This window comes from Roseomonas aerilata DSM 19363, from assembly GCF_000711725.1.
In the GTDB taxonomy this organism is placed as follows: domain Bacteria; phylum Pseudomonadota; class Alphaproteobacteria; order Acetobacterales; family Acetobacteraceae; genus Roseomonas; species Roseomonas aerilata.
Genome location: NZ_JONP01000018.1, coordinates 82,046 through 101,496 on the forward strand (window position 1 = coordinate 82,046; position 19,451 = coordinate 101,496).

16 protein-coding genes, 1 tRNA gene and 2 pseudogenes are annotated in these 19,451 nt (G+C 68.4%); 9 read left to right on the forward strand and 10 right to left on the reverse strand.

Going from position 1 to position 19,451, the window contains the following annotated elements; genetic code table 11:
- Positions 1–72: 72 nt before the first annotated feature.
- The 8 genes from BO39_RS19415 to BO39_RS19450 form a co-directional block, all read right to left on the reverse strand.
- Positions 73–1,926 (reverse strand): ribonucleoside-diphosphate reductase subunit alpha, encoded by a 1,854-nt coding sequence (locus tag BO39_RS19415; protein WP_043836514.1) that lies wholly within the window; start codon positions 1,924–1,926, stop codon positions 73–75.
- 297 nt (positions 1,927–2,223) lie between these two features.
- The gene (locus tag BO39_RS19420) at positions 2,224–3,249 is read right to left on the reverse strand and encodes an amino acid ABC transporter substrate-binding protein (RefSeq protein WP_043836516.1); all 1,026 of its coding nucleotides are present in this window, start codon (positions 3,247–3,249) and stop codon (positions 2,224–2,226) included.
- A gap of 167 nt (positions 3,250–3,416) precedes the next feature.
- Positions 3,417–5,012, reverse strand: a complete 1,596-nt coding sequence (guaA, locus tag BO39_RS19425; RefSeq protein ID WP_156963770.1) for a glutamine-hydrolyzing GMP synthase — start codon at positions 5,010–5,012, stop codon at positions 3,417–3,419.
- Positions 5,013–5,055: 43 nt separating this feature from the next.
- Complete coding sequence (locus tag BO39_RS19430) at positions 5,056–5,631, reverse strand: GNAT family N-acetyltransferase (protein WP_052402326.1); 576 nt, start codon at positions 5,629–5,631, stop codon at positions 5,056–5,058.
- Between the two features lie 33 nt (positions 5,632–5,664).
- Entirely contained in the window at positions 5,665–7,032 is a 1,368-nt protein-coding gene (locus tag BO39_RS19435; RefSeq protein ID WP_043836521.1) for an RsmB/NOP family class I SAM-dependent RNA methyltransferase, read from the reverse strand.
- A 102-nt stretch (positions 7,033–7,134) separates the two neighbouring features.
- Positions 7,135–8,631, reverse strand: a complete 1,497-nt coding sequence (guaB, locus tag BO39_RS19440) for an IMP dehydrogenase (protein WP_043836523.1) — start codon at positions 8,629–8,631, stop codon at positions 7,135–7,137.
- Between the two features lie 146 nt (positions 8,632–8,777).
- Complete coding sequence (locus BO39_RS19445) at positions 8,778–9,428, reverse strand: RlmE family RNA methyltransferase (RefSeq protein ID WP_084698264.1); 651 nt, start codon at positions 9,426–9,428, stop codon at positions 8,778–8,780.
- A gap of 67 nt (positions 9,429–9,495) precedes the next feature.
- Positions 9,496–10,566 (reverse strand): Ppx/GppA phosphatase family protein, encoded by a 1,071-nt coding sequence (locus BO39_RS19450; protein ID WP_084698261.1) that lies wholly within the window; start codon positions 10,564–10,566, stop codon positions 9,496–9,498.
- Positions 10,567–11,080: 514 nt separating this feature from the next.
- On the opposite strand from BO39_RS19450, the gene BO39_RS19455 reads away from it, so the two are divergent.
- The 4 genes and pseudogenes from BO39_RS19455 (at position 11,081) to BO39_RS19465 (ending at position 14,800) form a co-directional block, all read left to right on the forward strand.
- A tRNA-Gln gene (locus BO39_RS19455) sits at positions 11,081–11,154 on the forward strand.
- A 73-nt stretch (positions 11,155–11,227) separates the two neighbouring features.
- Positions 11,228–11,470: pseudogene (locus tag BO39_RS35235) on the forward strand (DUF6538 domain-containing protein); the annotation flags it as partial.
- Positions 11,471–11,491: 21 nt separating this feature from the next.
- The gene (locus tag BO39_RS19460) at positions 11,492–13,390 is read left to right on the forward strand and encodes a tyrosine-type recombinase/integrase (protein ID WP_043836527.1); all 1,899 of its coding nucleotides are present in this window, start codon (positions 11,492–11,494) and stop codon (positions 13,388–13,390) included.
- Positions 13,391–14,395: 1,005 nt separating this feature from the next.
- Positions 14,396–14,800: a hypothetical protein gene (locus BO39_RS19465; protein ID WP_043836529.1), complete on the forward strand. Its 405-nt coding sequence runs from the start codon at positions 14,396–14,398 to the stop codon at positions 14,798–14,800.
- Between the two features lie 31 nt (positions 14,801–14,831).
- Here the strand turns inward: BO39_RS19465 and BO39_RS19470 are convergent, their stop codons facing one another.
- On the reverse strand, positions 14,832–15,098 hold the full coding sequence (locus BO39_RS19470; RefSeq protein WP_043836531.1) for a helix-turn-helix domain-containing protein: 267 nt from the start codon (positions 15,096–15,098) through the stop codon (positions 14,832–14,834).
- A 168-nt stretch (positions 15,099–15,266) separates the two neighbouring features.
- Between BO39_RS19470 and BO39_RS34485 the strand changes: the two genes are divergently transcribed.
- On the forward strand, positions 15,267–16,388 hold the full coding sequence (locus tag BO39_RS34485) for an MbcA/ParS/Xre antitoxin family protein (RefSeq protein WP_245615271.1): 1,122 nt from the start codon (positions 15,267–15,269) through the stop codon (positions 16,386–16,388).
- Between the two features lie 29 nt (positions 16,389–16,417).
- On the opposite strand, the gene BO39_RS19480 is transcribed toward BO39_RS34485, so the two are convergent.
- Positions 16,418–16,687 (reverse strand): hypothetical protein, encoded by a 270-nt coding sequence (locus BO39_RS19480; RefSeq protein ID WP_043836533.1) that lies wholly within the window; start codon positions 16,685–16,687, stop codon positions 16,418–16,420.
- A gap of 6 nt (positions 16,688–16,693) precedes the next feature.
- Between BO39_RS19480 and BO39_RS19485 the strand changes: the two genes are divergently transcribed.
- From BO39_RS19485 to BO39_RS19500, 4 genes and pseudogenes are all read left to right on the forward strand, one after another.
- Positions 16,694–17,296: an MbcA/ParS/Xre antitoxin family protein gene (locus tag BO39_RS19485; RefSeq protein ID WP_043836535.1), complete on the forward strand. Its 603-nt coding sequence runs from the start codon at positions 16,694–16,696 to the stop codon at positions 17,294–17,296.
- Between the two features lie 179 nt (positions 17,297–17,475).
- Positions 17,476–17,580 (forward strand): antitoxin Xre/MbcA/ParS toxin-binding domain-containing protein, encoded by a 105-nt coding sequence (locus BO39_RS35240; protein WP_245615272.1) that lies wholly within the window; start codon positions 17,476–17,478, stop codon positions 17,578–17,580.
- A 479-nt stretch (positions 17,581–18,059) separates the two neighbouring features.
- Positions 18,060–18,869: an IS6 family transposase gene (locus BO39_RS19495; RefSeq protein ID WP_211257487.1), complete on the forward strand. Its 810-nt coding sequence runs from the start codon at positions 18,060–18,062 to the stop codon at positions 18,867–18,869.
- Between the two features lie 343 nt (positions 18,870–19,212).
- A pseudogene (locus BO39_RS19500) lies at positions 19,213–19,451 on the forward strand (hypothetical protein); the annotation flags it as partial.

Consider the following 19,451-nt stretch of genomic DNA (forward strand, 5'->3'; position numbering starts at 1 on the left):
GGCGGAAGGGGTGCCAGCGGGCGCGGCCCGCCGGCTCCTCTCTTCGCGCGGATCAGCGACGGCGGGGCGCCGTCACTGGCAGGCGAGGCATTCCTCGTAGTTCGTGCTCTCGGCCGGCGCCGCCGCGATCGGCAGCGGGGCCGCCACATCCTCTACAGCATAGCCCAGCTTCGGCTGCGCCGCGACCTTGTCGCTCACCACGTCAGCGCGCTGGATCGACAGGCTGCGGCAGTAGTAGAGCGTCTTCACGCCCTTCTTCCAGGCCTGGTAGTGGATCTGGTGAAGGTCACGCTTGTGGATGTTCGCGGGCAGGAAGACGTTCAGCGACTGCGCCTGGCAGATGTAAGGCGTCCGGTCGGCGGCGTGCTCGATCACCCAGCGCTGGTCCAGCTCGAAGGCGGTCTTAAAGACATCCTTCTCCTGCTGCGTCAGGAAGTCGAGGTTCTGCACCGAACCCTTGTTCGTGGTGATCGAGGTCCAGGTGTCCTCGTCGTCGCGCCCGTACTTCGCCAGCACCTTCCGGAGATAGGGGTTGCGAACGATGTACGAGCCCGACAGCGTCTTGTGGTTGTAGACATTGGCCGCGATCGGCTCGATGCCGGGGCTCGCGCCGCCGCAGATGATGCTGATGCTGGCGGTCGGCGCGATCGCCATCTTGTTCGAGAAACGCTCCATGATGCCATACTCGGCGGCATCGGGGCACGGGCCGCGCTCGGCGGCCAGTTCACGGCTCGCGGCATCGGCCTGGGCACGGATGTGCTTGAACATCTTCATGTTCCACACCTTCGCGACCACGCTCTCGAAAGGCACGTTCTGCGCCTGGAGGAAGGAGTGGAAGCCCATCACGCCGAGCCCGACCGAGCGCTCGCGCATGGCGGAGTACTTCGCGCGCGCCATGGTATCGGGCGCGGTATCGATGAAGGACTGCAGCACGTTGTCGAGGAAGCGCATCACATCGGGGATGAAGCGCGGCTCGTCCTTCCACTCGAACCAGGTCTCGCAGTTGAGCGAGGAGAGGCAGCAGACGGCGGTGCGCTGCTTGCCGTGGTGGTCGCGGCCCGTCGGCAGCGTGATCTCGGAGCAGAGGTTGGAGGTCTTCACCTCAAGCCCCGCGAGCTTGTGGTGCTCGGGACGCGCGCGGTTCACGTGGTCGGAGAAGATGAGATAGGGCTCGCCGGTCTCGATCCGCGCGGTGAGGATGCGGATCCAGAGGGCGCGGGCCGAGACCTTGCGGACGAGCGCGCCGTCCTTCGGGCTCGTGAAGGCCCATTCCTCGTCGGCCTCGACCGCGCGCATGAAGGCGTCGGAGACGAGGATGCCGTGGTGGAGGTTCAGCGCCTTGCGGTTGGGGTCGCCGCCGGTCGGGCGGCGGATCTCAACGAATTCTTCGACCTCGGGGTGAGAAATCGGCAGGTAGACGGCGGCCGAGCCGCGGCGGAGCGAGCCCTGGGAGATCGCGAGGGTCAGGCTGTCCATGACGCGGATGAAGGGCACGACGCCGCTCGTCTTGCCGTTCATCCCTACCTTCTCGCCGATCGAGCGGAGATTGCCCCAGTAGGAGCCGATGCCGCCGCCCTTGGAGGCGAGGGCAACGTTCTCGTTCCAGAGACCCACGATGGCGTCGAGGCTGTCATCGGCCTCGTTGAGGAAGCAGGAGATCGGCAGGCCACGCTTCGTGCCGCCGTTCGACAGCACGGGGGTCGCCGGCATGAACCAGAGCTTCGAGATGTAGTCGTAGATGCGCTGCGCATGTGCGGCGTCGTCGCCGTAGGCGCTGGCCACCCGCGCGAAGAGGTCCTGGTAGGACTCGCCGGGCAGCAGGTAACGGTCGCTCAGCGTGGCCTTGCCGAACGCAGTCAGCAGGTCGTCGCGAGAGCGGTCGACCTGAACCTGGCCGTGGCCTTCGAGCTGGATGGCGTCGAACATCGTTAAAGAAACCCCTGAATTCCCCCGCGACGGAGGATGCCTCCTGAAGGGCGGCCCGCACAAGATATCGGGCTTCGCGGATAAAACGAACCCTACATATGGGGGTTTCCCGTTGCGCGCGGAACACGGTTGCGGCGCACCGGGTGGACGACTCGCGCGATTTCAGCGAGTCGCCGGACGACCTTCATTGTTCTGCTCGACGGAAACATTCTTGTGAAAGCAGGGCGTCCCCGTGTTCCCCGCAATCCACAGGGCGAGGCGAGAAGGAAGGGGCCGTTCGCCCCCTCCTTTCATGCTTCAGCGCATCGGCGGTGCGTAGTGTAGGCCGCCCTGCGACCAGAGATTGTTGATGCCGCGCTGGATGCCGAGCGGGGTGATGTTGCGCTCCCAGACCTCGGCGTAATTGCCAACCTGGCGGACCACCTGCACTGCGAAGTCGTTGTTCAGGCCGAGTTGCCGGCCCAGGTCGCCGCTCCGCCCCATGAAACGCTGCACGTCGGGGTTCGCGCTTTCGTTGAAGGTCGCCAGGTTGGTGCTGTTGATACCCATCTCCTCCGCGGTCAGCATCGCGAAGTGGCTCCAGCGGACCACGTCGAAGAACCTCCAGTCACCCTTGCGCACGGCGGGGCCGAGCGGCTCCTTCGAGATGATCTCGGGCAGGAGGAGGTAGGCCGCCGCGTTCGGCCCCTGGCTCGCGCGGAAGGAGGCGAGGGAGGAGGCGTCGGTCGTGTAAGCGTCGCAGCGGCCTGCTATGAAGGCGGCGCGCAGCTCCTCGACGTTATCGATGAGGACGGGCGTGAAGCGGATGTTGTTCGCTCGGAAGTAGTCCGACATGTTCAGCTCGGTGGTGGTACCGGGAAGCACGCAGATGGTCGCGCCGTCCAGCGCGCGTGCGGTGGTCACGCCGGAGGCGCGCTTCACCATGAATCCCTGCCCGTCGTAGAAGTTCACCCCGGTGAACGCGATGCCGAGAGAGGCCTCGCGGCTGAGCGACCAAGTGGTGGAACGAACGAGGAGATCGATCTCACCCGATTGCAGCATGGTGAAGCGTTGCTGCGTGCTGGCGGGTATGAAACGCACCTTGGTCGCGTCGCCCAAGATGGCGGCCGCTACGGCCCTGCAGGAGTCAACATCAATCCCCCGCCACTCTCCGCGGCTGTCCGGCATGGAGAAGCCGGCGGTAGCGGGGGAAACGCCGCAGACGAGCGTGCCGCGGGCGCGGATGGCGCCGAGGGTGTCCGCGGCCGGCTGCTGGGCCAGGGCTGGCTGGACGGCCGCGGCAGCCACCGCGAGCAGGGTGGCGGCCAAGGTGGCGAGGCGCATCGTTGGGGCTCTCCCGAAGGTCCGCCCGGGCTTGCTTGCCGGGTGCGGGCTTAGGGCCGAAGTTTCAGCCGCGCAGCGCGGGCCTCGCAAGGGCTGGGTACGGGTTCTTGCAGCCTCACACCGCACTTCTGCCCGCCGCCTGGGCAGGGTGGCACGGCGCCGAGCGCCTACTCCCACTCGATCGTGCCGGGGGGCTTGCTCGTCACGTCGTAGGTCACGCGGTTGATGCCACGCACCTCGTTGACGATGCGGTTCGCGACGCGGCCGAGGAAGGCGATGTCGAAGGGGTAGACATCGGCGGTCATGCCGTCCAGGCCGGTCACGGCGCGGAGCGCGCAGGCCTGCTCGTAGGTGCGGCCGTCGCCCATGACGCCGACGGTGCGGACGGGCAGCAGCACGGCGAAGGCCTGCCAGATGGCGTCGTAGAGACCGGCGGCGCGGATCTCCTCGAGGAAGATGGCGTCGGCCTTCTGCAGCAGCGCCACCCGCTCGCGCGTCACCTCGCTGGGGATGCGGATGGCCAGGCCCGGCCCCGGGAAGGGGTGGCGGCCGACGATCGACTCCGGCACGCCCAGCTCGCGGCCGAGCGCGCGCACCTCGTCCTTGAACAGCTCGCGCAGCGGCTCAACCAGCTTCATCCGCATGCCCTCGGGCAGGCCGCCGACGTTGTGGTGGGACTTAATGGTGACGGAGGGGCCGCCGGTGGCCGACACGCTCTCGATCACGTCGGGATAGAGCGTTCCCTGAGCGAGGAAGTCCGCCCCGCCGATCTTCGCCTGCTCCTCCTCGAAAACCTCGATGAACAGCCGCCCGATGGTCTTGCGCTTCACCTCCGGATCCGTGACCCCGGCGAGCGCACCGAGGAACAGGTCGCTCGCGTCGCGGTGGACGAGCTTGATGTTGAAGCGATCGCGGAAGGTGGAGACGACCTGCTCGGCCTCGCCACCGCGCAGCAGGCCGTGGTCCACGAAGATGCAGGTGAGCTGGTCACCGATCGCCTCGTGCAGAAGCACGGCCGCGACGGAGGAATCGACGCCGCCGGAGAGGCCGCAAACCACCCTGCCCGTCCCGACCTTGGCGCGGATCCGCTCGATCTCCTCCGCCCGGAAGGCGCCCATGGTCCAATCGCCGGCGGCACCGCAGACGAGGCGGGAAAAGTTGCGCAGAAGCTGGGCGCCGTGCGGGGTGTGGACCACCTCCGGGTGGAACATCGTGCCGTAGAAGCGGCGGGCGTCGTCCGCGATCACGGCGAAGGGCGCGCCCTCGCTACTCGCGACCACGCGGAAGCCGGGGGGCAGCTCGGTGATGCGGTCACCGTGGCTCATCCAGACCTGCTCGCGCGCGCCAGGGGCCCAAATGCCCTGGGTGATCGCGCACTCGCCGGTCACGTCCACGAAGGCGCGGCCGAATTCCCGATGGTCGCTCGTCTCGACCTTGCCGCCGAGCTGGGCGGCGAGGGTCTGCTGGCCGTAGCAGATGCCCATGATCGGCAGGCCCATCTCAAAGACGGACGGGCTCGGGCGGGGGCTCTCGCCATGGGTGACGCTGGCCGGACCGCCCGAGAGGATGATGCCCTGGGGATCGAAGGCGCGGATCCGCGCCTCGTCCGCCGTGTAGGGCCAGACCTCGCAGTACACCCCGTCCTCGCGCAGGCGGCGCGCGATGAGCTGCGTCACCTGGCTGCCGAAGTCGAGGATGAGCAGGCGCTGGTGGCGCTCGCTGCCGGGGAGGATCGCGGAGGGCTCGGAGATCGTGTCGGGCATGGCGGCCATCACCACAGAATGGCGGCGGCTTCAAGCCTCTCGATCAGCCGCCCCCCTGCCCTCCTTTCGGAAAGGACCCGCCGCGGTCGGCCGCGGTGGCCTCCATAAGTAGGGTGATGGGGTCCCAGAGGACCGCCGTCTGCTCCACCTGACGGCCGCCGACAGCGATGCGTTCCTGCCCCACCGGGCGGCCACCAAGTCGGCGGTAGAACCAGCCCGCGCCGTTTGCCGAGAGCACCCAGAGCATGGCCGAGTTGCAGCCAATGACCGAGAGGTGGGCGGCCGCGGCCCGCATCAGGCGGCGGCCGATTCCCTGGTCCTGCCAGTCCGGGAGGATGTAGAGGGTATCGATCTCGCCATCCGCGATGCCCACCCGTCGGGCGCGACCGGCGGAGGCAAATCCGACGGCAGTTCCGTCCGGCGTGCAGGCGACGAAGATCGCATCCCCGCCGCCGCGACGGAGCATCGAACGGAGGTAACCGGCACCAATCCGCCGCTGGTCGAGCCCGGCGAGATAGGCGTCGGGCAGGATGCCAGGGTAGCTGTCCTGCCAGCTGATCCGATGGATGGCGCCGATCGAGGCGGCATCGTCCGGACGGGCGCGTCTGATCTGGATCATCCTGCCCATCGCGCCATGCCGGAAGCCGCGCGCCTAGGGGCGGCGCTGCAGCACGGCGGCGAAGAAGCCGTCCGTGCCGTGACTGTGCGGGGCAAGGGCCATGAAGGGACCATCGCCGGGTGGGGCGCCGGGCGGGGTGCCGGGCGGGGTGCCGGGCGGGGTGCCGGGCGGGGTGCCAGTCACGCCGGAAGCCGCGCCGGCCTGGGCCCAAGCATCAGCCAGGCTGATCGCCTCGAAATCGGCGTGCCGGTCCAGAAAGCCCCTCACCTGCTCGTCGTCCTCCCCGGGAAGCACCGAGCAGGTAGCGTAGATCAGCTTCCCGCCGGGGCGCACCAAGGAGGCGGCCCTATCGAGGATAGCGCGCTGCTTCGTGATGAGCTCCGCCATGTCGGACTCGGTCGTCCGGAGGCGCGCGTCAGGGTTGCGGCGCCAGGTGCCGGTGCCGGTGCAGGGGGCATCGACCAGGACGCGGTCGAAGGTGCCAGCGCGGCGCTTCACCCAGCGGTCGCCGGACTCGAGCAGGTGCGTCTCGGCATTGTCCACCCCAGCGCGGCGGAGGCGCTTGGTGGCGCCCGCGAGGCGGGGAACCGAGACGTCGAGCGCCGCGATCCGGCCGCGGTTGCCCATGGTGGCGGCCATAGCGAGGGTCTTGCCCGCGGCCCCCGCGCAGTAGTCGGCTACCTTCATGCCCGGGCGCGCGTCGGCGAGGAGGGCGATGAGCTGGCTGCCCTCGTCCTGGATCTCGATCATCCCCTCCGCGAAGGCCCGCGTCGCCAGCACGGGCCGGCGGTCGGCGACACGAAGGCCCCAGGGGGAGAAGGGCGTGGGGGTGGTGGGGATCCCCTCCGCCGCCAGAGCGGCGGCCGCCGCGTCACGCGTGGTGCGGAGGAGATTCACCCTGAGGTCGAGCGGAGCGGTGCCCTCCAGCCCCGCGGCGGCTTCCGGCAGGGCTTCGCCGAAACGGGCGCGCAGGCCGGGCAACGCCCATTCCGGCACATTGAGCCGGGTGGCCTCGTCCATTCGCGGGTGCAGGAAGGCACGGCCCTCCAGCTTTGCGAGGAAGCGCCGCTCGTCGGGACTGAGCGGCCGCTCGGCGTACTGGCCACCGTTGAAGGCGGCTTCCACCCCCGCGAGGCTGCCGCCTTCAGCGAGGATCATATGGGCGGCCATCAGCAGGCGCCCGGTGGGGGCGGCACCGACATGGTCGAGATGCCAGTCCAGGCGAGCACGCTCCCGCACGACAGACCAGGCGCGGTCGGCGACGGCACGGCGGTCGCCGCCGCCGATGAACCGGCGAGCACGGAAGAAATCGTTGGCGACCGCGTCTGCCGGGCGGCGGGGGGCGGATTCCAGTGCGTCCAGCAGAGCAATGGCGGCGGAGATGCGCGCGAGCGGGGTCAAGGGAAGCGGTGATCCGGAAGGGGGCGGCGTTAAGGAAAGATGGTGGCGGTCACGCCCCCGGTCAGGGCCCCCTCCCCCGCGGCGGGGTCGGGGGCCGGGGCTTCACCCCTCCTGCCGGTAGTTCGGCGCCTCCCGCGTGATGGCGACGTCGTGGACGTGGCTCTCGCGCAGGCCGGCGCCCGTGATGCGGCGGAAGCGGCAGTTCGACTGCATCTCGGTAATCGTCGCGTTGCCCGTGTAGCCCATGGCCGAGCGCAGGCCGCCGACGAGTTGGTGGATGACGTTGCCGACCGGGCCCTTGTAGCCGATGCGCCCCTCGATCCCCTCGGGCACGAGCTTCAGCTGGTCCTGCACATCCGCCTGGAAGTAGCGGTCGGCCGAGCCGCGGGCCATGGCGCCGAGGCTGCCCATGCCGCGATACGACTTGTAGGAGCGGCCCTGGTAGAGGAAGACCTCGCCCGGCGCCTCGTCGGTGCCGGCGAAGAGGCTGCCCATCATCACGCAGTCGGCGCCCGCGGCGATCGCCTTCGCCACGTCGCCGGAAGTGCGGATTCCCCCATCGGCGATGGCCGGCACGTCCTTCTCCCGCGCGGCCGCCGCGCACTCCATCACGGCGGTGAGCTGCGGCACGCCGACGCCCGCCACGATCCGGGTGGTGCAGATGGAGCCGGGGCCGATGCCGATCTTCACCGCGTCTGCCCCGGCCTCGATCAGCGCCTCCACGGCCTCGGGGGTGGCGACGTTGCCGGCGATGATCTGGACGGAGTTCGACATCCGCTTAATCGCCTCGACCGACTTCAGCACGCCCGCCGAGTGGCCATGGGCGGTATCGACCACCACCACGTCCACCTCGGCCTGCACCAGTGCCTCGGCCCGGAGAATGCCGTCCTCCCCGGTGCCGGTGGCGGCGGCAACGCGCAGGCGCCCGAGCCCGTCCTTCACCGCGTTCGGGTTGGCCTGGGCCTTGTCCATGTCCTTGACGGTGATGAGGCCGACGCAGCGGCCCCGCTCGTCCACCACCAGCAGCTTCTCGATGCGGTGCTTGTGCAAGAGGGCCCGCGCCTGCTCCGGCGTCACGTCGACCGGAACGGTGACGAGGTTCTCCCGCGTCATCAGCTCGTAGACGCGCTGGTTGGGGTCGGTCGCGAAGCGCACGTCGCGGGAGGTGACGATGCCGACGAGGCGCCCCGTGTCGCGCTCCACCACGGGGATGCCGCTGATGCGGTGCTGCTCCTGCAAGGCACGGACATCGGCCAGGGTCTGGTCGGGCTGGATGGTGACGGGGTTCACCACCATGCCGCTCTCGAACTTCTTTACGCGGCGGACCTGGGCGGCCTGCTCGGCAATAGTCAGGTTCTTGTGGATCACCCCGATGCCGCCGTGCTGGGCCATGGCGATGGCCATCGGCCCCTCGGTCACGGTGTCCATCGCCGCGGCGATGAGAGGGATGTTCAGCGCGATTTCCCGCGTGATCCGCGTGCGGGTATCGGTCCCCCCCGGCAACACCTTCGAGTAGGCGGGCACGAGCAGCACGTCGTCGAAGGCGTAGGCCTCCTCAAGACGGGCGAGGAAACGGGGCGGGGTGCTATCGGGTGCCATTGGCGGGGGCCTCTCGGGACGGGGCGGCGCTGCCTTGGCGATCCCTCCTACGCGCTCCGGGGGTCGCGCCGCAAGGCCGGGCGCATGACTGGTGCGAGACGCTGATCCCCGGCGCGGGCAGGGGTTCGCCAAGGCCGGCCCCTGCCCTACCCGGCTCCGCCGCGGAAACCCTGGGCGACGACATACATCTCAGCGCTGTCCTTGCGGCTGGCCGGGGGCTTGGCGTGGCGGACGCTGGCATAGTCGCGCTTCAGGCCGGCAAGCAGGTCGCGCTCCGTGCCGCCCTGGAAGACCTTGGCCACGAAGGCGCCGCCGGGGGAGAGGACCCGGCGCGCGAAGTCCGCCGCCAGTTCCACCAGGGCGAGGATGCGCAGGTGGTCGGTCGCGTTGTGGCCGGTGGTGTTGGGGGCGATGTCGGACATCACGAGGTCCGCCTGGCCGTCCAGGGCCTCAAGCACGGCGCGCTCCGTCGCCTCCTCCTGAAAGTCGCCCTGGAGGATGATGGCGCCGCTGATCGGCTCCATCGGGAGGATATCGAGGGCCACGACCTTGCCGCGGTCCCCGATCCGGCGGAGCGCCACCTGGGTCCAGCCGCCGGGGGCGGCGCCGAGGTCCACAACGCGCTGCGCGGGGTGGAAGAGCTTGAAGCGCTCGTCCAGCTCGATGATCTTGAAGGCGGCGCGGGAGCGCCAGCCCGCGGCCTTGGCAGCCTTCACATAGGGGTCGTTGAGCTGCCGCTCGAGCCACTTCTGGCTGGCGGTCGTGCGGCCCTTGGCGGTGCGCAGCCGGGTGGTCATGCTGCGCTGGCCGCCCGGCCCTCGGGAGTCGGTCACGGGTGGTTCCTCGGGGTTCGTTGGCCGGCGGTCAGCCGCTGCGTCGGTTCTTACGTCGTGCGCGCATGGCGCGGAGGAGAAGGCCCTCCCGCAGGCCGCGATCGCAGACGGTGATGCTGGCCGCCGGCCATACCTGGCGGATGGCGGCGTAGATGGCGCAGCCGGGCAGGACGAAATCGACCCTCTCCGGCCCGATGCAGGGATGGGCGGCGAGGCCGTCGCGCCCCATGGCGCGCAGCGCCTCCAGCGCCCTGTCGGCGCAGCCCATCTCCAGTTCGTGCCCGTCCACGGCCGCGCGGTTGTAGCGGGGCAGGTCGAGGGCGATGCCGGCGAGGGTGGTGACGGTGCCCGAGGTTCCCATCAGGCGCACGCCGCCGGCGCGCATCTCCTGGCGGATGCGGTGGACGCCGTCGAAAGCCTCGAACTTCGCCGCGACTTCCTGCACCACCCGGTCGAACCCATCGGCGGAGAAGCACGCGGCGCCGTCGCGCTCGACCAGCGTCACGACGCCGAGCGGGACCGAGATGGTGCCGATGAGGCAAGGCAGGTCCGGGCCGTCGGTACGGACCCAGGCAACCTCGGTGGAGCCGCCCCCGATGTCAAAGAGGAGGGCGCGGCGGTCCCTCTCCCGCAGGAGAGGGGTGCAGGACTCCATGGCCAACTCCGCCTCCTCCCGCGCGGGGATGACGCGGATGGGGGCGCCGAGGGCGCGCTCGGCGCGGCGGATGAAGTTGAGGCCGTTGGTGGCGCGGCGGCAGGCCTCGGTCGCGACCGCGTTGACGACCTGGATCGGGCGTCGGGCGATTTTCTGGCCGCAGGCTTCCAGCGCCGCCTCCGCCCGGTTCATGGCGGCGTCGGAGAGGGCACCCGTGGAGCTCAACCCCTCGCCGAGGCGGATAATGCGGCTGAAGCTGTCGAGCACCCGGAAGCCGCTCGGGCCGGAGGGGCTGGCAACGAGGAGGCGGCAATTGTTAGTGCCGAGATCCAGGGCAGCAAAGAGCGGCGCGCCCGGCGGGGCGTGGGGTCCGGCGCGGTGGGAGGATGCCGGGGGAACCTCCCTCCGCCAGCCGCCCGGGAGATGAGTGGCATTCCGGGTCTGCATGATACTGGATTCACAATCTTCTACGGTTAGATAGGGGTGGGCAAGGGCGGATTCCACGGCCTGCAAGGAAGGGTGACGGCTGGCCCTTGCTTCCCAAGGCGTCGGGCGCTTTAGCCGAGCCTCAAGCGGCTTGGCCGATCAGGTGGGCAAAAGGCAGCACCGGCCTGTTTGCCCACGACAGCGCCCCTTCCGGTGGCCCCGGGCAGAGCACGCCAGGCGGCGGGCTTCGCCATGCTGGGCTCGGCGGAGTGGAGCGTGCCGGTCACGCCTGGGGCCGACCTCCGGGAGGCCGTTGCGCAGCTCGTCGGCGAAGCGATTGGGATGCGGCGCGCGGTTCGACGAGCGGCCGGTCTACGATCGTGGCACGCGCAGCCGGGCGCTGGAGGTCACCCTGGACGGCCCTGGCGCGGGCGCGTGCCTCCCGTCCGGGTCCGCTGGGAGGCCGAGCCGGAAGAACGCGCGGATGGGGTTGCGGGGCGCATCGAGCGGCGGTATAGGGCGCGGCGCCTGCCGTTGGGGAATAGTTTAACGGTAGAACTCCCGACTCTGACTCGGGCAGTCTTGGTTCGAATCCAGGTTCCCCAGCCACTTGGCCGTAAAGATTTGATTTAACAGCGAGAGTTGGTGATCGCGCCCACCCCAGGCGGCGAGACCCTCAACTGTGACACATCACTGGGACACAACGGCGCAGACCGTTCCAGGATCCGCTCCTCCTCGGCGGTACGCTTCTCAATTCGTCCCAGCCCACGTCACCGTCCGTGCCGGGGTCTGGTACTGGCGGCGCCGCCTTCCGGCCGCACTGGTGCGAGGCACCAGCGCTGCAGGCAAATTCCAGATCGCTCGTCTATCGTTGCGGACGCGCGACCGTCGAACCGCCCTCGCCCGGGCCCGGCAGCTGGACGCGCTGCTCGAGAGGACGGTCGTTATGAATGCCCCCGCGACGATCACAGCCGCCCAGTTCGCCGGCCTTGCCCGCGACCACCTGCAGGGCGAGTTGGAGGCGGCACGTGCCCGCCGCGCCCCGGACCCGATCCTACCGACCGGTGGCGAGGTCGAGGCGACGCTCGACCCGGCACTCGCTGAGAGGATCCTTGCCTTCATCAGCGCAGCGGAGGCGCCCTCGTCCGAGGACGACGATGACACGGCCGCCCAAGCGGCCCCCGCCGGCCGCGACGGTGGTCCGATCCATCTTCCTCGGGAACTCGCGGCGCCGCTGCTCGCTGCCCTTCGGTCGGCCCCTCCGCCCGAACGGCCCACGCGCCGCAGCGCCCTTGCAGCATCCCTGCACCGGTCCCAGGCCGCGCTTGGCTGCGCCATGATGGCGAGGCGCGCGCTGACGACGAATGACCACGCCCTGTCCCGCGGGATGGTGGACATCGTCGCGGCCTCCGCTGGCCTTGAGGTCACGCCGCAGATCAGGCCCGTTCTCGAGCGTGTCGGGCTGCGGGTGCTAGAGGACGTGTTCCGCGTGGAGGCTGTGCGGGAGACTGGCCATTATGGCACTGGGCCGGAGCAGGACCGGTCCCTTTTTGCCGTTCATCTCCGCACTAGCCCTCTCACCGGCCGGGCATCAGACTTGGTGGCAGGGTCAGGCGCCCCTGATCCCCTCCCCCCGGTTACCGCGCCCCCCGAACCGGAGGCAGCGCCAACACCTCCCGATCGACCCTCACTCGCACCGCCCGCAGCCACGGCCCTGGGTCCCACCGAGTCACTGGCCTCTCTCACTGAGGCGTTCTTCGAGAAGCGGAACCGCGAGAAGATCCGTCATCAAGGTATCGCGCAGGAGCGGACAACCCTACGCCTCTTCTTCGACATTCTCGGTGACCGCCGCGCAAGGGACTACAGGCGCCAGGACATCACCAGGTTCCTCGACACCTTGCGCCGCCTCCCCTCCAGCTACGGAAAGTCGCCGAAGGACAGGCAGCTTTCCGTCGAGGAGCTCATCGCGCGCGCCGAAGCAGCGGGCGCACCACGGCTGGCGGACAAGACGGTCAAACGCCATCTCTCCGCCCTCTCGGTCTTCTTCAAGCTGGCAGTAGATCGCGGCCATCTTACTTTGACTGAGCGCAACAACATCATCGGGGAGCACGACTTCGCGCTGGGTGACGCCCGCGAGGCGCGCGATCAGTGGACTGATGAAGAGCTCGGCCGCCTGTTTTCGTCCGCAGTTTGGACGGGCCGGGATCCTGCCCGGCGATCCGCACCGGGGACGGAGATCACCCGCGACGCGCGGTTCTGGATCCCGCTCCTCTGCGTCTTCCAGGGCACACGGCTCGAGGAGGTCGCCGATCTGCGGCGCAAGGATGTCACGCACGACGCCGGCGTCTGGCAGCTCGGGCTGACGACGGAGCATCGGCGCCTGAAGAACCACAGCGCCAAGCGCACCATCCCCCTCCATCCGGAACTCATCCGGCTCGGGTTGCTAGAATACGTCGCGAAGGCCGCTCCCTGCCCCGCGGACCCGCTCTTCCCCGATCTCGAGCCACAGGGCGCCGACAGTAAGCGAGGTGCCCGGATCACACGGTGGTTCGTCGAGTACCGCCGCGATATAGGTGTGTTCCGCGAGGGTGTTGGCGCGCACGCGTTCCGCCACAACGTCGCCACGCGCCTACGCGAACAGCTGCACGACCACTCCGACCTGCTTCGCCTCAACTACCTTCTTGGTCACGCCAGCGGCACGGGCGAGGGAGATGTACGGTACGACAAGGGACGGGAGGCACAGGCAATGGCGGCGCTGCTGTCCCGGCTCAGCTATCCTGAAATCGACCTCGTCCATCTTCATGTTCGTAAAAGAGGAGACCTTTCGCTGCCCACACACTGGTGAGAGCGGGAATGGGTTAAAGCGTTGAGCCGCAAGCAACAGGCACGCCGCAAAGCGGCTAAGCTGCAAAGATTGCTGGCGGGCGCCTTGCTGCGGTTCCGCCAGGCAGGCGTGCGGGTTGCTGCGGAAGTGGGTGTGGGGCGAATCTCGCCACGCTGCACGGCCGCTTGCCAAGCCAGCTTGCGTCCTGCGGCTCGCCACTCGTGGGCGTGCTGGGACCCGAACGGCTCTTTGACGTCGTTGTTGGTCGCGGGCAGACCTGGCACGGCAGAGCAGTGCAACAGCCCGTCTCGGCCGCTGTGCTCGCCCTTCCGGGCGGCGCTGGCCGGTTGGCATCCGTCGGAATAGCCAATCGGAGGCGCCCGCCTCATCCTTCAGCCACACGATCTCTCGAAGCCGTCGCACCGACAGTCTCTCGGCTGGCGTCCGGGCGCCTCGTTCTCTCCAGCAAGAATAGCAACCCAGGCCCGGCCCTGCGGCCGAGCAGCGGCTCCCGCCCCGCAGAGGTGCTGAATCCGCATCGGAGTGGACGACTTCATCCTGCAATCAGCTGCCGGCTTCGGATCGGCATCACGTGCCAACGTGCTCCGGCAGCCGCATCCTGTCCCGTCGGGAGCCGCCTCATACCCGCGACGCCTCTGAAGAGGGCCGCGCTGAAGCTTACCCGTTCTTGGCCGAGTTCATCCCGATGAAAGCAGTCAGCTTTTATTTCCGGCCGCTCGACAGAGGAGCGAGGGAGGAAGTTCCCTGGGGTGGCTTCGCGCGCCGCGAGCGGGTGCCGGGTCCGGTCCGTGGGCCGGCCCGGCACCCGCCGCTGGCGCATCTGAAGGCCACCCATCGAATGAAGATAAAGAAGTGCGCCTGGCAATTGCCAGGAGTGCCCCCCCACGTTTTCTCGGACATCGGTGCAAGCGGACCCAGCGGCCCCTCACGGCCGGGCTGGACAAGGAATCAGTGCCCGTTACTGGTCAATGGCCTGCCTTGCCCTGCTCGGGCGGAGGCTGCGGCATGAGCCCAACCGATACCCCCGCTCCGCACCGCGGAAGCCGCGAGGACAGGCTCACTGCCCTCTGCTCTCTCGTGCTGCTGCTACAGCGCGAGACGGACAAAGCTGCCGCCCTTGAGCAGGAGGCGGAGAGCATGGGAGACCTGGGCGCAGCCGGGCGGCACCACGCCCGGCAGGTGGAGCTGGTGCAACGCCGCCACCAGCTCATCGACCAGCTGTGCCGCCTGCCGGCGACCACCGCTGCCACTCGCCGCGCTAAGTCGGCCGTGCTCATGACGCTGGTGACGGTCGATGAGAGGGGCTTACCCGAGCAGCCCGAGGACTGGCCGCTCTGGTCAGCCTTGAGAGACCTTGCAGCCGATTGGAGTAATCCAACCGATCCCTCCTACCCAGCGGGAGCGCGGTAGCCGGGCGGGCTGAAGGAGCCCTCGGGCTCCTTCAGCCCTTTCGCCCGCTCTGCCGGCTAGCGGGGACCTTGAGAACGGCCGCGACGATCTCATGGGGGTCGAGCTTGAGGGCAGCGGCGTAGTCCAGCACCTCCTCAAGGTCGAGGCGTCGCTCCCCTTGCTCCACCTTGGAGACGAAGCTCTGGGGCTGACCCAGGCGCTCAGCCAACTCCCCTTGCAGAAGGCCGAGGGCGAGGCGTCGGTCGCGAAGCAGTTCACGGAGCTTCGTCGAACGGGGCGACCACCGCGTGCGCGGCATTTGGGCTGACCTATCGAAGTGAGATGGAACCGATAATCGGATTGCACCATCTCCCTAAAACCGAATATGGGTTACTGGCTGTACTGAACTCGCCGGGTTCAGCAGCACACCACGGTTGCGTAAGGGCGGTCGCGTGTGACCATGCAAACCGGCAGGGGGCAGTCAGCAATGGAGATCCGAGGCTTCCTTGTGGAAATCTTCGAGCCAGAGACCGAGGGCGTGATCTGGTCGCTCCGTGATCCCGGTCTACCGGACGGCGAGGACCTCTGCCCCCTGGAGGGCGGAGACGAGCTCCGCATCCTCGACGACAGTGGCTGTATTATCTGGGAAGGCCTAGTGAAGTTTGACCACCTCGCCAGCCGGCCGGCCCGCCCCACTGAAGGGGATCTGTACGAGGAGGATGCGTTAGGCGACTGGCTCCACGGCATGCAGGTGGGCGTGGACCCAGAGGCGTGGCGCCGGATGTTTGATGAGAGCCGAAGGGCCATTCTGCGCCGGGGCCCGCCCAACCCCTGGGACAGGAGCCCGCACCCGTTCAGCGGCCCTGTCGAGGGCTTACGCGCGCGTCTCGCCGCGCTCCCTCAGGTGCAGGCCGAGAAGCTGTTCAGGCATGCCCTCGACCCGTGGTTCTGGTTTCATATCGATGATGATTGGCGCAGCCTGGCCCAGGCCTGGGGGCTCGAACAGCTTGAGACGATGCTGCTTCTCGCCAACACCAGCCCGGAGCAGGTGACGGCATGCGCGAACTATATATGTCAAGGCGCGGACACGCTGCCGTCGTTCTTCCTGCCGCTCTTTGAGCGCCTCGGACTGCTGTATGGATTGAACGCTGCCCTGCTTTGGGGCTTGCCGGACGTCGCGTCGCGCGCCGCTTGGCTCGATGCGGCGAACGCGCGGCTGGACGGCGGCTCCCCCATCGATCTCCTGCTCGGCGGTGGGATGGAGGAGATATACCGGGTGCTGGAGGTCGCCCGCACTTCTCTCGACGGTTTGCACGCGGACGAGAGGGCTTCTGATGAGCAGCGCCAGCATCGCGCAGCCGTCGAGAAGCTGGACCTGGAACGGCGGCAGAACCAGGATCGAGTGTTGTCCTACGTGGAGCGTCTGAACGGCACCATCCTGGCGCAAGCGACCGACGATCTCGGATCGAGGGAGGGCGCTGCGGAATGGCTCATGCGGCCCGCTGTCGCGCTTGGCCACGACCGTCCAATCGACCTGCTCGGTACGGCCGTGGGCCGCGGGCGGGTGGAACTCCTGCTCACGCGTATTCGCTACGGGGCTGACGTGTGACCGGGCCGCCGTCCCGAGGTCCGGCCCGCTCAGGAGCGCCCAAGCTCACCACTGGCCAGCAGGAAGCCGTCGAAATCCGAGGCTTCCTCGATCCATTCTATGAGACCGGCACAGAGGGAGTGGTCTGGTCGCTCGAGGATCCTGGCCTGCCAGCTTACCACAGCCTCCATCCCCTGGAGGACGGGGACGAGCTCCGCGTCCTCGACGACACCGGCGGTACTCTCTGGGAAGGAGTGGTGCGCCTTGACCGTACCACTGGTCTCTTGCCGCGCTCTCCGGGTGGGGAGCCGGTCCAGCAAGCCGTGATGGGCTTCTGGGTGCACGGTCAGCAGCAAGGCATGGACGCGCAAGCCTGGGGCGAGATGTTCTTTGCGAGGCGCAGGGCGATCCTGCGCGAGGGCGCGACCCGCCGTTTTCCCAAGGAGCCCCACCCCTTCAGCGGCGCGGCCGACGGTTTGCGCGCACGCCTCGCCGCTTTGCCTCAGGCGCGCGCCCAGGAACTGTTTAAGGAGGCCCTTTACTCGTGGCTCTTGTTCCACTCGAGCGGGGAGTGGCACAGCCTCGCTCAAGCCTGGGGGTTCGGTATGGGCGAGACCCTGGCGCTCCTTGGTCAACCAACGCCGGAGCAGGTGAAGGTCTGGGCGACCTACCCGAGGCCGGGCGGCGCCACGCTGCTGCCGTTCTCCCTTCCGCTCCTGGAGCGCCTCGGCCTGCTGTTCGGATTGAATGCGCTCCTTCTGTGGGGGCTGCGGGATCCGCGATCGCGCGCCGCTTGGCTCAGAACGACGAACGCGCGTCTGGACGGCAGCTCGCCTCTTGATCTTCTGCTCGGCGGCGAGATCGAGGGGGTACGGCGGGTGCTGGAGGCCGCGCGCGCGGGCATGGACGATGGAGGAGAGCGGAGGTGAGCGCGTCAGATGAGGAGCGCCGGCATCTAGAAGCTGTCGCAGCGCTGGATGCTGCCGCCCGGCGCGATGGAGCTTGTCAGTTTGCTCGTGTAGAGCGCCTGGCCGGCGACATCTTGAGGCAAGCCGCAGACGTCTTCGGTTCGAGAGAGGCTGCCGCCGAATGGCTCATGCGGCCCGCTATGGCGCTCGATCGGAGCCGCCCCATTGACCTGCTTGGCACGGTAGCGGGTCGCCAGCAGGTCAAGCTCCTGCTCGTCCGCCTTCACTATGGTGTCTACACCTGATCGAGTCGCCGGCAGGAGCTCGGTTAAGCCGGCTTGCGGGTGACGCCGTGAGCCCTCTTGCTTGCAGATAAAGGCGTCCACTGAACCCTCGCCCCGCACGTCTGCTCAACGGCTTGCGGCGTTGACCGGCGTGGAGACCCTACGCCGTCCGACACATCGAGCCGTGCCTGCTCCGCAGGGCCGTGATGTTGTCTGGGCGGGAACGAGGCCAGCCACGGCACTGGGGCTGGTGAACGATCGTCCCCATATGGGCAATTCCCTGCGCGCCCCATCCGGTGAAATGCGCCGCTTTGGCCGGCCTGTGGGGGAAAACTGGGCAAAGGATTGGGCATGGCAGTGTTGGAAGCGGCGAGTGAGTTGGTGCTCGACACGCGGATCTGTCAGAGCTCGCGCCAGGAGTGCCTGGGCTGGCGAGCTGGGGCAGGCGTTGATAGGCTCCCGGCGGGTTGGTGGGCGGCTGGGGGCCTGAGATGGAGTGCGTGGACTGCGGTTCGGCGGAGGTCACTGAGCGGCCGGACCGCACCGCCCAAGGCTACCGCAGGTTCCGCTGCCGCGACTGCGGCAAACAGTTCAACGAGCGCAGTGCCGGCCTGCTGAACCGGGCGCAGTACCCGAGCGACGTCGTGGCGCTGTGGCGCCTGCGCTACCGGCTTACTCTACGGGATCTCAGTGAGATGTTCCTGACCCGCGGCATCATCTTCAGCTACGAAGCGGTACGGGGGTGGGAGGCAAAGCTCGCGCCGATCCTGGCCGACGAACTCCGTTGTCGTCGACGGGGCAGGAGTGGCGCCGGCCGCCGCCACTGGCACGTGGATGAGACGTACCTGAAGGTTCGGGGCCGATGGTGTTACCTGTACCGGGCGATCGATCGGGACGGCAATCTCGTCGACACCATGCTGAGCGAGCACCGCGACATGGCTGCAGCCCAAGCCTTCTTCCGCTCGGCCAAGGCCGCAACCGGGATCACCCCCGAGCGCGTCACCACGGACGGCCACGGCTCCTACCCACGTGCGATCCGATCGACGCTCGGCCGGCGCGTCGCGCACCGGACCAGCGCGTACAAAAACAACGGACTTGAGCAGGACCACCGGGGCGCGAAAGGGCGCATACGATGTATGCGGGGCTTCAAGAGCTTCGCCTCTGCCGAGCGGTTCTGTCGAAGCTACGACGAGCTTCGCGATTTCCTCCGCCCCTGCACCCGCCACAACCAGCCTCTTCCCGCCAACCGCCGTCGCGTGCTTCATCTCCGTCGCGCTACCACTGCGCTCGCCATTCTCAAGGCGGCGTAAGCAGAACCCAGCCTTCATCCCACGTCGCCAGGTTGGGCGCGAGCGCTGACAGATCCGCGATGCCACCCCTGTCCGCACCAGAGTCCCCACCTTTTCTCCCTCACTCCGGCCGACCCGGCGCATGCCCTTGCGGCGCTGTTCCGGCCACTCTGAGTGTGCCGGCGGCGCAATTCCATGGCAACCGCCCCCTCCCTGCCCCTTGGGCACGATAATCCCCCAACCTCGTGCCTAAGCCGAGCGGGCAGGGTGGTTGCCACGATCTTCCACTGCGCGGGTTTTGACCCCTTTGCAGACGTGGAGACCACGCGCTACGGGACGGCACCCAAGGATGCGGTCGATAGGAATGGCTGAAGCGGCCGGCTTCTACTTCAAGCAGATCAACTCAGCGTCGTACCGTATCCCACCCCTGGTGCTGTTGCATGGCAGCGGCGGCTCTGAGGCTTCGCTGATGGACTTCGCGCACGGTATCGCACCAGATCGGACGGCTTTCTGCCTGCGCGGCGGCGTGCCTTGGGAGGACGGGTACGCCTTCTTCCGGCGGAACCCGGATCGGACTCTCGATTACGAGGATCTCGACCGACG